This is a genomic window from Pelobium manganitolerans, from assembly GCF_003609575.1.
Classification (GTDB): domain Bacteria; phylum Bacteroidota; class Bacteroidia; order Sphingobacteriales; family Sphingobacteriaceae; genus Pseudopedobacter; species Pseudopedobacter manganitolerans.
The window spans coordinates 119,437-133,170 of record NZ_MBTA01000023.1 but is presented as its reverse complement, the minus strand read 5'-3'; the positions used below and the strand labels follow the sequence as shown (position 1 = coordinate 133,170).

Sequence of the window (13,734 nt, the reverse complement as noted above, 5' to 3'; positions counted from 1 at the left end):
AAGGTTTAAAGCAATAAAAACCCTACAAATATGGCTGTAAAATTAGAATCATCCTGGCTAAAAGTGCTTGGTGCCGAGTTTGAAAAACCTTATTTCGGTAAATTAAAAGCTTTTTTAACAGAACAAAAAAACCGCGGCGAAACCGTTTATCCTAGAAATTCGGATATTTTTAACGCATTTGAACTTTGCCCGTTTGATGAAGTAAAAGTGGCAATTTTAGGGCAGGACCCTTACCATGGTGCGCAACAGGCGCACGGACTTTCGTTCTCTGTGCAAGACGGCATAAAACCGCCACCTTCCCTGCGCAACATTTTCAAAGAATTAGCTAATGAATATCCTGATTTTAAAGAGCCCAAAAGTGGAAATTTGAGCGCCTGGGCTAAACAAGGTGTTTTATTGTTAAATGCAACTTTAACGGTAGGTGCCGGCAAACCAGGCTCGCACCAAAACCAGGGCTGGGAGGTTTTTACAGACGAGGTAATCCGCAAAGTATCGGAACTAAAAGAGCACGTGGTATTTATTCTTTGGGGCAATTATGCGCGGCAAAAAAAAGCCTTGATTGATGCTAGCAAGCATTTGATTATAGAATCGGCACATCCCTCTCCTTTTTCGGCGCACTCGGGATTTTTTGGTTCAAAACCTTTTAGCCGGGCAAACGCATATCTAATCCAAAACAAAAAAGCCACCATTAACTGGAGGCTTTCTGAGTAGATGTAATTGGTATTTTATTGACTAAGCATTAAAAATCCGCCGTGTGGATTTAGCGTAACTTTTACCTTGGTTGAGCCTTGTAAACTCGCAGATGAAAACCCCATTGCATCCTTACCTTCGGTTATCATAGTTATGCTTGTGGATGGCAAAAACGACAAGTCTAAGTTTAGTTCTTTGCTGTCCTTTTCGCCGTTTATACCTGCAATATACCACTTGTTACCCGCTTTGCGCGCCAACACGCAATATTTTCCGGGATAACCGTCTACAAAACGGATATCGTCCCAATGTTTTGGCAAATGCTTTAACAAATCTTGTACGTATGCAGGCGCTTTCGCCATTCTTGTTGGCGTTTCTGCCATGTGTGTAACCCCGGATTGGAAAAGCACCGCTGTTGCTAATTCCATAGCACTGGTGGTTCCTCTCTCAAATCTTGGTACACCGCCCAAAGCCATTGGGGTATAATCCATCGGGTCAAAAACGTTGCGGGTAAATGGTATGGTTGCAATATGCGAGGCCGCTACATTCTCATCTTTCTGCTCAAAAGTTCTAAACTCCATCCCACGGATGGCTTCCATCGTCATCAAATTTGGAAATGTGCGTTGCAAACCGCGCGGCAAAGTAGAGCCATGGCAATTTACCGATACCCCATATTTAGCAGCGGAGGTTAAAATATCTTCATAATAAGCCATCATGGATTGGCCATCGCCACCAAAAAAATCCACTTTTACGCCTTTTACACCAATAGATTGTAGCCAAGCAAATTCTTTGTCTCTGGACGCTTCTGTAAGCATAAAATCTTTAGGGCCGTAAGGTACGGTATTCCAGTTACCGGCCGAGTTGTACCAAAGTATTAAAGCCACATTTTTGGTCTGCGCGTATTTGGAAAGCTCAGCAATTTTATCGCGGCCTATTTTTTTATGCCAATCGGCATCTACCAAACAGTAGTCCCAATTCATATCGGCAGCGTAATCGATAAACTTCTTTTGAACATCGTAAACTGTAGAATCATCTTTAAGCATCACCCAGCTCCAAGAAGAAATACCCGGTTTAAAATCTGCTACGTTTTTGATTTTTGCAGGTTTTGCCAAATCAGTCCCTAAGGTTGATTCTACAATGGTTTTTAAACTACCGACCGCCAAAATGCGCCATGGTGAATACCAAGGCAAGGTTGAAATAGGGTTTAAAGCTTTTCCGGGGATAACCTCTCTTTGATCTGGAAATGTCACGGTATACTCGCCCGCTGGCGATTCGGTTGAAAGACGTGTGCCGCAGTAATCCTTATCTGGAAAAGTTTCTGTAATTAACACCCAAGTGCCATTACTTTTGAACAGGGCCGGATAAACCCAACCCGCTTTTAAGGGCGCCGGGGTACCTACCTGAATTTCTTTCTCGTAAAATTCCTCGTAAGACGGGTTGGTTTGGCTCCATCCGGTTTTGGCAACGGCCATAGGCTGTAACCAAGCTTTTGCTTCTGCCGGGAAATTGAAAGAGGTAGCTTCCGAAGTAATTTCTTTTAAACCGCTGCTTTTGTTTGGAAAATGATAGCGGAAGGCCACGCCATCATCAGAAACTTGAAATATGACTTCCATTAAGGCCTTTTGCGCATTAGAAACGGTAAAAACCAATTTGTTTGCTTCATAATTATTTTCAAAACGTTTGGCCACGGCTAGCTGGTAATGGTCGGTAACTTTAACAGGTTTAGAGACAGACACAAATTTAAGTTGATGCAGAAAATCTTGATCTGCACGTATTAAACCCAATTTGGAATACTCTAAAACCTGTTGTCCGTTTTTAAATATACGGTAAAAGAGCTGGCCTTTGCTGTTGAGCGTAAGGCTGGCTTTTAGAGTTTTGTCTGGGCTGCTTACTTCTACTTCTTTGGCGTAAAGTTGCAAAACCGAGCAAAGCGCAATTAAACTCAGGATGATGTGTTTTTTCATGTTTTTGTTTGTTGGGGGTTTGATGTTGGTTTTTCGGCCCATTTATATATTTGAAGAACGTTCGAAACTGAACTAATAAACTCTTTCTCCCACTAAATCAACTTTTTACCCATGAACTAATGAACTCCTTCTACTAATGAACTTCTTCTACTTCACCTCAGGCCAGCCTTGTTCCCACGCCAATTTTTTAATCTGCAGTTTCGGGATGCCTTTATCTTCTGCATCATAAGCATGGTAAACTAGGTAATCCTCACCACTGATATCCACAACCGCGTTGTGCCCTACGCCATGCCATTTTTCATTGCCTTGTAGCAACATTTTACCGCCGGCGCGTGCCATATCCACACCTTTATCGTCTAGGTACGGTCCTAGGATATTTTTTGAGCGACCTACAATCATTTTGTAGGTGCTGCGCTCGCCTTTGCAGCAATAATCTATGGAAGCAAACAAATAGTAGTAGTTCCCTTTTTTGTAGATGAAAGGCGCTTCAATAGCGTTACCTCCCGCATCTTTTGGGTTATCATCTATTGCCGGCGGATTAATTTCTGATTTTACCTTTTTACGGCTGGCAATGGTCGCAAAATCTTTATCGCTACCTGTTAATGACAAACGATCTTCACTTAGTTTGGCTATTTTTAAACCGTCCCAAAAAGATCCCCAAGTTAAGTATGCGTTTCCTTTTTCATCGGCTATTAAATTGGGGTCAATTGCGTTCCAGTTAGTTACGTTAGGATACGACTGCACCACTCTTCCGTGATCCACCCATTTGTAATTTGGGTCGGCTTCATTTAAAGTAGTGTTTGTAGCAACGCCAATAGCCGATGTGTTTTTGCCGAAAGCAGACACGGAATAGTACAAATAATATTTGCCTTTGTAATAGCTGATATCTGGCGCCCAAATATGGCCTTTGAAATTTGGGATGGTATCTACCGCCCATTGCGGGGCGGTAGAAAAAACAGGTTTATCGCGTTTCCAGTTAATTAGGTCCTTGGACGACCATTTAGAAATGCCAAAACCGGTACAAAAAAGATAATAGGTACCGCCTTGCTTAATCATTACCGGATCATGCACGGATATGTTTTGTTTTAGATTTTCCTGTGCAAAACTTTGCGTACCCAGCAGAATGCAACAAGCCAATAAAAGCGACTTTAAAACGCTCATGTTAGTTAGTCTTAAATCTTAAAACATTAAAGGAGTACGGAGCCAAGCTCGTTTTTATCTTTTTACCGCTAGCTTTGATGCTTTGCTCCATCGGCACCACATTTTTCGGGTTTTCAATGGTATTTTCTTTATCCAAGTTTTCTGATGCGATAAAAGTGTTGGTACCTTTAGATGCCAATTTTTTCAATCCTTCAATAGCAAACTCTACATCTTTAGCTTTATCAGAATAATTGGAAATTTTGATGATCAGCTCGTTTTTGTTTTTATCTAAAGTAGCAGAGGCATACATTCCATCTTGTCCGCTTACGGCTTTGCCGTTTTCTGTCAAACTAATAACATCTGTCCCTTTATTTAACGAATACAATTTCTGGATTTGATAGTTAGGTGTACCGTAGGCGTGCAAATTATCTACCCAAATCATATCCGGTGTCCACTGCCAGCCGTCCACATGGGCAAAAAGAGGCGCGTAAGACGCTAAGCGAACTACATCTGCGTTACGCTCTAAGCCTGTTAAAAAAGAAGCTTCTGCCAGCGCCGTTTTCCAGTTGTTTTCATTTTTTGTGCTGGCTATTCTGTCGCTTTGCGCAGCATATTCGCCGGCAAAAACCTTTGGCCCGTTGCGGTCGTAGCTGTCGTAGCGCGCGGCATTCTCTAAAAACCACTCGGGGCTTCTGTAATAATGTTCGTCAATAATATCAACATTTAGCTTACGTAGCTCGCCGTTCAAATAATCAAACTTGGCTCCGTTAGGGTCGGTACCCGAGCTATAGATGAGCTTAATGTTAGGATATTTTGCTTTTATAGCCGTCTGGAAAAGCTTCAAACGCTCTACATATTGTGGCCCCCAGTTTTCGTTACCTACGCCCAACATCTTTAAGTTAAAAGGTGCCGGGTGTCCCATATCGCTTCTTACCTTGCCCCATTTACTGCTTACCGGACCGTTTGCAAACTCAATTAAATCCAAAGCATCTTGCACGTACTGCTCCATATCTTCCATAGGCACCAGTTCTGAGGTGTTGAACTGGCAAGCCATCCCGCAGTTTAAAATAGGCATTGCCTCGGCGCCAATGTCTTCTGCCAGTTGGAAATACTCAAAAAAACCTAAACCGAAAGTTTGGTAGTAATCTGGTGTTAAACGGTGCGCAAACTCGGTGTTCCAACGGTTCACAATCAGTTGCCTATCTTCAATAGGGCCAACCGTTTTTTTCCATTGGTAACGTGTTTCTAAATCGTGCCCTTCAACAATGCAACCTCCCGGGAAACGGATAAAACCCGGTTTCATATCCGCTAAAAGCTGCACCATATCTGCGCGCATCCCGCCGGGGCGGTTTTTCCAGGTATCTGTGGGGAACAAAGAAATCATGTCTAAATCAATACTTCCAGAACCTTCAAACCAAATCCTAAACTTTCCTTTTAGCTCGGTGGCAGATGAAACAAAAGAAACACCCTGTTTGTGCCAATCTTCGCCAGATTTTTCTGGTTTTAAAGTTGCCGTACCTATGATGTTGTCCTTGCCGTCCAGAAGCTCTAAACGCAGGCTAAGCCCCGGCGTGCTTTGGCGGTACATCACAGAAAAATCGTATTTCAGGTCTTTTTTAATCCCCATACCACGGAAGCCTTCGTTGGTTAGCCCGATATTTCCTTTGGAAGCGCTTTGCGTTTTTACTCTAAGAAATCGTGGATTTGCCTCGTGGTTTGTTCTGTTAAGCACCAGTATATCGCCTTCAGCTATTTTATCGCCTTCTTTTTTCCAGCCCATCAAAGGCTTATAAAACTCAAAAGAGCGATTTTTGATCAGTTCGGCATAAATACCACCATCTGCACCCATGTTAATGTCTTCAAAGAAAACACCGTACATGTGCTGGTTTACCTGTGCTTTTACTTGGGCGCCATTTACCGTAAATTTTGTGGTTTGGGCATAGGCCGTGCCGATACCTAAAACCGCGCCTAACGCCAGTGAACGTAAGAATGTGTTTCGCATAATATTTTATAATAATTCTAATACAACAACAGAAAACGGCGGCAATTTCACTTTTAGCTGATCGCCTTTAAGGCTGGCGTCTTTAAAAAGCGCCGGCTGGATGATGTTAGGTTTTTCAAAAGAATTGTAATCTTGTAATTTTTTTGAAGTTAGCACCCTGCCACTAACGTTTTTAAACTTTTTACCATCTAATTGGATGCTTATTTCTTGAGCTTTTGACGGATCGATATTGGTTAAGCTAAGGTGTGTTTTACCATCTTTGGCCAAAGATGCCGATGCAGTTACTGCCGGAAGTTTTTCGTCACCAAACACATAGTCGGCTGTACTTATAGTCAAAGGAATCAGCTTCGCATCTTGATGCACTTTGTACATCTCCATTACGTGATAAGTTGGCGTTAAAATCATCTGATCGCCTTTGGTTAAAATAACCGACTGTAGAACGTTAACCGCTTGGGCTAAATTGGCCATACGCACACGTTCTGCATGGTTGTTAAATACGTTTAAGGTTAAGCCGGCAATCATTGCATCGCGCATTGTATTTTGCTGATACAAAAATCCGGGATTAGTTCCGTCTTCTACATCGTACCAACCGCCCCACTCATCAACCACCAAAGCTATTTTTTTCTGCGGATCGTATTTATCCATAATGGCCGAGTGTTTGGTAACCAGCTCTTCCATTTTCCAGGCGGTTTGTAGGGTTTTAAAATATTGTGCTTCTGTAAAGCTGGTTGCCGAGCCTTTTTTGTTCCATTCTACAAATGAGTAGCTGTGCAAAGCCACACCTTCCAACAATCCTTTCGGGATGTTTTTCATTAAAGTTTCTGTCCAGTGGTAATCTGCCACATTAGCGCCAGATGCAATGCGGAAAATACCGTTGGTGTTGGTCCAGCTAGACATGAAGGTGGCGTATTTACGGTATTCATTAGCGTAATATTCTGCTGTCATATTGCCGCCACAACCCCAAGCCTCGTTGCCCACACCCCAATAACGCACGTTCCAAGGCTTTTCTCTGCCGTTTTCTTTTCGCAGTTTAGACATTGGGCTTTCGCCCCCATGGTTTACATACTGCACCCAATCTGCTAGCTCCTGCACGGTACCTGTGGCCATATTGCCGGCTAAATAAGGTTCTGCACCTAAAAGTTCGCACATATTTAAAAAGTCGTGTGTGCCGAAACTGTTATTTTCTGTAACGCCACCCCACCAAGTGTTTACAATGGTTGGGCGGTCTTTTTTTGGACCGATACCGTCTTTCCAATGGTAAGTATCCGCAAAACAACCTCCGGGCCAGCGTAGGTTGGGGATGTTAAGCTTTTTTAAAGCTTCGATAATGTCGTTTCTTACGCCGTTGGTGTTGGGGATGGCTTTGTTGTCTTCGCCTACATAAAAACCGTCGTAAATACAACGGCCCAAATGCTCGGCAAAGTGGCCATAAATATTTTTGTTGATGGTGATTTTAGGGTCGGTTGCATCCAATTTAATGGTGTTTTGTGCCGATACCTGCTGCGTAAAACCGACTGTTAACGCAAGGCCTAGTGTTGTGAGGCTAGTTTTTAGTTTTGACATGTTTGTTTATTACGTTTTTTAGAACAGATGATAGAAAAGCCAGCATCCTGAATGGGATGCTGGCTTTTCCCGATATTGTAAAATTAGTTAACTTTTTTGAACCAAAGCGCTAAGCCTCCGCCGTTATAACCGGTCATTACGATTGTAGAAGTTTTCTTACGCTCCCAATCTCTTTCCCTTGATACATGAACTTTATCTACAAATAAACCTCCGGCCCATCGCATTTCTAACGTGGACTTGGTTTCATCAAAAACCCAGGTGTTGTTAACGTCGCCGAATATTGTTCCATCAGCATGTAACATAGGATTGTTTGCTACAGCAACATTAATATCCGGATTGGCTTGTTCTGTGGCATAGCCCGGAACGGTGTTATATCCATGAATTACTTGTTCGTACTCTCCTATAATATCTGCTCTGGTGATGGGCGTTTGCTCCACATTGGCATATCGTTCTGGCGAAACCATCGGCCAGCCGTTATCAGACCAAAACATTTTCCGCACGTGCATGTCCATAAAGAACTTGTTTTCGTGAGGGCGGCCTTGGTGCATCATAAAGTATTGACCGTTTGGTGCTTTAAATACCGCGCAATGCCCGGTACCTTGCCATCCTTGATGTTCTTTAAAAGCATATGGCCCCACCACTAATTGCGCAACATGGTCAGATTGTGTGTCCGCATTTTCACCGTTCCAATCCACAAATGGACCGGTTGGGCTATCGGACCTAAATACCCTAACATTATATTTAGTATCAATCCAGTCATAAGAAACAAACAGAAAATATTTCTGTAGCTCCTCATTATAAATAATTTCTGGTGCTTCTAAATTTCCGTTGTAAGTATTTCCGGTTTTGCCGCGACGTACAATCCGTGTACCCAAGTCGCCACTGTTCATGGCTAAACCTGTAGCCGGATTTAACTGTACAACGAACAGGCCGTCCCAAGCAGAGCCATAGTAAAGGTAGTGGTCGCCGGCAGGCGTAACAACTACAGACGGGTCGATAGCATTAGTGCCGGGACCGTTGGTGCCAGATTTTACGGCCAACCCGGCTTCTGTCCAAGGTCCTTCCAAAGAGTTAGAGGTTAACAAGCCTATTGCACTTACCCGGAAACCGTCGGAAGCTAATGAATAATACAAACGGAACTGATTACCGACTTTTAAAATGTAAGGTGCCCAAATTCCGCTATTTGGTTTGTAGGTAGCATTTACGCTTTTGATATAATCAACGGCTTGCTGTGGAAGACCGTTTAAAGCCCAGCCGCGAAACTCCCATTCCACCAAGTCTTTTGAACGGCGCACCATTATTCCCGGTTTCAAAGTGCCTTCGCCATAGCCAAAAGCAGCATCGGTACTAAAACAATAATAATATTCGCCATCTTTTATTACCGATGGATCGTGCAGATTATATGGTCCCCATTTTGCACTGTTGGCGTAGTCTGCGATATCTGCGTAAGTATCTTTTATTGTTGAAATATCAAAGCCTTGAATGGGAGGCTCTGGCACTGGGAGCTTTAGCGCAGGATCTAACTGCGTGATTACCTCCGTGTCTTTTTTACAGGCAGATACCGCACTTAGCAAGCCTGCACATAGTAATATATAAATGCTCTTTTTCATCACAGTGATTTTAATTTGCAGAATTTGGAACTAGATTTTTATTAGCGTTTAGCTCAAATAAGGGCACTGGCAAATATTCTTTACCGGGTTTCCACGTGTTAAAGTCAGAATCTGCCGCTTTCAAAGCAGCTAATTTCGTGTTATCGTAGAACCAACCCCAACGGATTAAATCGTGAATGCGCTGTCCCTCTACTGCAAATTCCAACAAGCGTTCGTGTGCAATTTGATCTTTCATTTGATCTTTATTCATACCCGGTTTAACAGTTGCTAAATCTTTTAATTTAGCTCTGCTTCGCACCTGCTGGATATAAGTGTAAGCATCCGCGGTGCGTCCTAATTCGTTTAATGTTTCTGCGTAAAGCATTAAAATATCAGCATATCTAAGTACGCGGTAGTTAATATCACCGTTCTCAAAAGTTTCGGGACCAGTGTAGTTTAAACCGTCATGCGTGTATTTACGTAAAAACATTTCATTGGTGCCGTAAGGCCACTCTACGCCGTACACTTTTGTAGAATTTGCTGCGGGTTCATAAGAGCAAACGGTTGCCAACAAGCGCGGGTCTGTACCGCCGTCAACAGTGGTTTCTGTTTTGTACTGATTTCTCAGATACGCTGTGGGGATATAATCCTTATAACCTCCATATTGTACCCCGTTTGCCGAAAAACCTCTGGGCGCGTAAGTTACGCAATAGCCTGCAAATTGTCTCCAATTGGCGTTTGGTTCGCCGGTCCAATTACCGTCAGAGCCGAATGAACTATCAAACTGGATTTCAAAAAGTGATTCTGCGTTGTTTTCTCCAACGTTGCTAAAATTATCCCGATAGTTTGAGGTTAAGCTGTACCGCCCGTTAAAGATTCCGCCTGGCAGAACAAATTTTTCAAATTGCTTTTGAGCTAAATCCCATTTTTTTTGGTAAACATAAGCTTTGCCCAATAGACCTGCAGCGGCGCCTTTTGTTGCCCTGCCCACTTGTCCTTTATCTGGACCGACTACGTTGCTATAATCCAAAGGAAGATAATCTTCTGCTGTTTTTAAATCCTCAAAAATCTGATTCCAAACATCCTCGGATTTTGCTGTTGCCGGATAATAATCTTGCTTACTTGCCGGAGGCGTTGTAATTAATGGTATTTTTTCAAAATTATTTATCAAGTTAAAATAAGAAAGCGCGCGTAAAAAATAAGCCTGGCCCATGATGCGCTTTTTGGCTGCATCATCTAAATCTTCGGGCTTATACGCTTCTACGTTAGCAATAACACGGTTTGCACGCCCTATCGTCAAATAAAAATCCCGCCAGATCCATAAAACCGGATCGGATGTGTTAGGGATTACAAACTGACCTGTCGCTACCAAATCGCCCCATGGGCTATCGCCTTTCACGTCTTCGCCCCGGCTGTCTTGCAAGCCCGGAAAAGAGCGGTTGTAGGTGCCATCTAGCGTAAGTGAATTGTAAACAGAGTTAACTGCCGCAAATGCTTGGTCTGATGTTTTCCAAAAACTAGCAGTTGTAGGATAATTTGGATTTACTAAATCCAGTTTTTTTTCGCAGCCACTTAAAGCAATCGCTGCCAAAACACCATATATGATTTTTTTCATCTTAATATCTATTTATTAAATAGCTTATAGCCAATGCTATATTTTACTTTATGTTGAAAACAAATTGTTTAGTTAAAAACCTAGTTGCACACCAAACATGATTACTCTAGGTTTTGGATAAGAGCCGTTATCTAAACCTGGAGTAAATACACCATAGGAATAATCCGGGTTATAGCCTTTGTACTTTTGGAAAGTATAAACATTTTGCCCTGTGGCAAATATTCTGGCCTTTTCTACGCCTTTGATTAAGTTTTTCGGCAACTGATAACCTAAAGAAATGGTATTAATCCTCAGATATGTTCCGTCTTGCAACCATCCGTCTCGGTTAGAGTTTTCCCAATTGTGGTTTAAATCATCCCATGAAAGTCTTGGAATGGTGGTGTTTGTGTTAACGCTTGTCCATCTGTTCACCATATCTTGGTGATAGTTTTGATCACCTCCGGTGTGCATCAAATCTCTGTATAAACGGCTGTTGATAAGATAATCTCCTGCACCCGATGCAAATAAGGTGAAATCAAAATCCTTGTATTTAGCGGTAAAATTAAAACCGTAATAAACAGAAGGCAAACCACTTCCTAAATCTGTTCGGTCGGCATCGTTAATAAAACCGTCTTTGTTTCTGTCTACAAATTTAATGTCACCTACTGCTGCACCGCCAAATTGTACGGGATGTGCGGCAATCTCGGTCTGTGATTGGAATAAGCCATCTGTCAAGAAACCGTAATGGCGTCCAACTTCTTTGCCTACTGTTGTTCTAAAGGCACCGTCTATACGCGTTTGTACGCCGTCTCCTAAAGACACCACTTTATTTTGTAAGGTAGAGAAGTTAGCTCCGAATGTAAAGTTCCAATCATCGTTTACACGATAGTTATAATCTGCAGAAACTTCAATCCCTGTGTTACGCAAGGTACCGGCATTAACAACAGGTTGCGAGTTAATTGAACCTACCGAGAGGGGGATTGGGATAGCTACCAAAATATCACGGCTTGTGCTTCTGTAATACTCTGCACTTAAGGTTAAATCGCCATTAAAAAATTGCGCATCAAAGCCAGCATTGAAGGTTTCGCGCTCTTCCCATTTTAATGATTCAGAAACTTCGTTGGTTTGGATGGTGCCTAAAACCCTTGTTCCGTTGAAAGAATACACAATCCCCGGATTTAAAACGGCTTGATAGGCGTAGTCTCCAATATTATCATTACCTAAAACGCCCCAGCTCGCTCTCAATTTAAAATCCGAAACCACCGGCTTTAAGCCTTTGAAGAAAGACTCATTTGATATTCTCCAACCTAATGCAGCAGAAGGAAAATAACCTACTCTGTAGGCCTTCGCAAAGCGAGATGACTCATCACGGCGTACCGTAGCGGATAAAAGGTAGCGTTCGTCAAAATTATAATTTACTCTTCCTAAGAACGATAGCAAGCTACGCTCCCACTCATTGCTATCCGCGTTTGAAGACGTACTGTTGTGAAGGTTCGCAAAGTCATTGTCTTGGATACCTTCGGCGTATCCTTTACGCCATAAGTTTGTGGTATTTTCAAACATTTGGCCGGCTAGTACGTCCAATGTATGTTTGTATTGTTTAAATTGATAGGTAAGCGTGTTTTCAATAACTTTATTTTCCGTTTTGGTATCTGTATCTGTTACCCTAGCAATTTCGTTAGGAAAAAAATACCCCAAATTGAATTTAGGTACGAATTGATAATTTCTGTAAGTCAAGAAATCATAACCAAAATTCAACTTGTAAGTTAGCTTATGATGATCTTGCTTTACAATATCCGCCGAACCATATGCTGTTGCAAAAGTTCTTTGAACATCTGTGTAGTTTGTAATTAGCGAATTAAATCCAATTCCGTTCAACGATATTGCGTCATGTATCTCGCTTGCCGTACCTCCAAAACCTCCTAAACGATTTGGATCATAAACCGGCATGGTTGGAATGGCGAATACTAAATCGTTAATAAGCGGCGGACGGCCACCCGCTAAAATCCCATCGCCAGTTACCAAGGCATTTTCATGCGATTTAGAAAAAAGCAAAGTTTGTCCGAATTTAAAGCGCCCGCGTTCTTGAGTGTTATTTACCCTTCCGGTATAACGCTTATAATCAGGCCCAACACCCACAAACGTCCCATTGTTGTCAAAATAATCTAGTGAAACGTTATAAGTATTATACGCCCCACCTCCGTTTAAAGAAAGATAATGGTTTTGACGGTTTCCGGTTTTCAGACCTTCTTTTTGCCAATCGGTATCAATGTCTTTAATGTATACGTTTGATGAAGGGTCATTTCCTGGAGCTAGTGCTTTTCCTGAGTTTATCCGCGCTTCGTTATTTAAGGTTTGATAGTTCTCGCGTCCGGTGACCGGCATAATCTGCCAAATCTCATCAAAACCATAATAACCGTTATAATCCACTTTTAACGGTGTATCTTTTCTGCCTTGTTTGGTTGTAATAATTACTACCCCATTTGCCGCACGCGAGCCATAGATAGCTCCGGCAGAAGCGTCTTTTAAAATTTGAATGCTTTCAATATCGTTTGGATTGAACTCTCGCGGAACACCAAATAATGCTACCCCATCAATCACATACAAAGGATCCGAATTCCCGAATGTGGAGATACCGCGTAATTTTACCTGTGGAAACGCTCCCGGCTGACCATCTCCGGTAACCGAAACACCCGCTACACGGCCGGCAAGCATACTACCCACATCGTTACTGGAAACTTTCTTTAGTTCGTTGGTATTAACCACCGCAACAGAACCCGTAATATCGGCTCTTTTTTGTGCGCCATAGCCTATAACTACTACTTCGTTTAATGCTTTATTGTCGCTAGCCAAAACAACAGATATAGTTTTCCGGTTATTAACGGCTTCTTCACGGCTAACATAACCCACATAAGAAAAAACCAAGGTTGCATTTGGCGCAACGTCTATGGAATATTTACCGTTTAAATCGGTGAAGGTTCCTTTTTGCGTACCTTTTAAAGTTACCGCAACGCCAATTAGGGGTTCACCATTGTCATCTCGCACAGTTCCTTGAACGTTTGAGTTTTGGGCGTAGGTTTGCAATGCGCACAGTAATAGGAGCATCAGAAACGCAACACCTCCTCGGAAGAGTTTTTGTTTAATTTTCATTACTTATTGAATTGGTTGTATAATTGGTTTACGCCAAAATAGTTA

The 13,734-nt window shown here is 42.3% G+C and carries 8 protein-coding genes; 1 reads left to right on the top strand and 7 read right to left on the bottom strand.

From position 1 onward, the window contains the following. The first annotated feature begins 30 nt into the window (after positions 1-30). Positions 31-711 (top strand): uracil-DNA glycosylase, encoded by a 681-nt coding sequence (gene ung / locus BCY91_RS09200; RefSeq protein ID WP_120181661.1) that lies wholly within the window; start codon positions 31-33, stop codon positions 709-711. Between the two features lie 14 nt (positions 712-725). On the opposite strand, the gene BCY91_RS09195 is transcribed toward ung, so the two are convergent. The 7 genes from BCY91_RS09195 to BCY91_RS09165 form a co-directional block, all read right to left on the bottom strand. Continuing rightward, a complete protein-coding gene (locus tag BCY91_RS09195; RefSeq protein WP_120181857.1) occupies positions 726-2,651 on the bottom strand; it encodes a glycoside hydrolase family 97 protein in 1,926 nt (641 codons plus the stop codon). Positions 2,652-2,798: 147 nt separating this feature from the next. After that, a complete protein-coding gene (locus BCY91_RS09190) occupies positions 2,799-3,812 on the bottom strand; it encodes a family 43 glycosylhydrolase (protein WP_120181660.1) in 1,014 nt (337 codons plus the stop codon). A 1-nt stretch (position 3,813) separates the two neighbouring features. Continuing rightward, positions 3,814-5,793, bottom strand: coding sequence for an alpha-L-arabinofuranosidase C-terminal domain-containing protein (locus tag BCY91_RS09185; RefSeq protein ID WP_120181659.1), 1,980 nt, complete (start codon positions 5,791-5,793; stop codon positions 3,814-3,816). Positions 5,794-5,799: 6 nt separating this feature from the next. Continuing rightward, positions 5,800-7,356: an alpha-N-arabinofuranosidase gene (locus BCY91_RS09180; protein WP_120181658.1), complete on the bottom strand. Its 1,557-nt coding sequence runs from the start codon at positions 7,354-7,356 to the stop codon at positions 5,800-5,802. Positions 7,357-7,439: 83 nt separating this feature from the next. Then, positions 7,440-8,966 carry an arabinan endo-1,5-alpha-L-arabinosidase gene (locus BCY91_RS09175; protein ID WP_120181657.1) on the bottom strand — a complete coding sequence of 509 codons (1,527 nt, stop codon included), beginning with the start codon at positions 8,964-8,966 and terminating at the stop codon, positions 7,440-7,442. A 10-nt stretch (positions 8,967-8,976) separates the two neighbouring features. Then, positions 8,977-10,560: a RagB/SusD family nutrient uptake outer membrane protein gene (locus BCY91_RS09170; protein ID WP_120181656.1), complete on the bottom strand. Its 1,584-nt coding sequence runs from the start codon at positions 10,558-10,560 to the stop codon at positions 8,977-8,979. A 72-nt stretch (positions 10,561-10,632) separates the two neighbouring features. Next, positions 10,633-13,689 (bottom strand): SusC/RagA family TonB-linked outer membrane protein, encoded by a 3,057-nt coding sequence (locus tag BCY91_RS09165; RefSeq protein ID WP_120181655.1) that lies wholly within the window; start codon positions 13,687-13,689, stop codon positions 10,633-10,635. Between the last annotated feature and the right edge of the window lie 45 nt (positions 13,690-13,734).

Coding starts and splice junctions, on each gene's coding strand:
- BCY91_RS09185 (WP_120181659.1), bottom strand. CDS start 5,793: ATGCGAAACACATTCTTACGTTCACTGGCGTTAGGCGCGGTTTTAGGT.
- ung (WP_120181661.1), top strand. CDS start 31: ATGGCTGTAAAATTAGAATCATCCTGGCTAAAAGTGCTTGGTGCCGAG.
- BCY91_RS09170 (WP_120181656.1), bottom strand. CDS start 10,560: ATGAAAAAAATCATATATGGTGTTTTGGCAGCGATTGCTTTAAGTGGC.
- BCY91_RS09195 (WP_120181857.1), bottom strand. CDS start 2,651: ATGAAAAAACACATCATCCTGAGTTTAATTGCGCTTTGCTCGGTTTTG.
- BCY91_RS09165 (WP_120181655.1), bottom strand. CDS start 13,689: ATGAAAATTAAACAAAAACTCTTCCGAGGAGGTGTTGCGTTTCTGATG.
- BCY91_RS09175 (WP_120181657.1), bottom strand. CDS start 8,966: ATGAAAAAGAGCATTTATATATTACTATGTGCAGGCTTGCTAAGTGCG.
- BCY91_RS09190 (WP_120181660.1), bottom strand. CDS start 3,812: ATGAGCGTTTTAAAGTCGCTTTTATTGGCTTGTTGCATTCTGCTGGGT.
- BCY91_RS09180 (WP_120181658.1), bottom strand. CDS start 7,356: ATGTCAAAACTAAAAACTAGCCTCACAACACTAGGCCTTGCGTTAACA.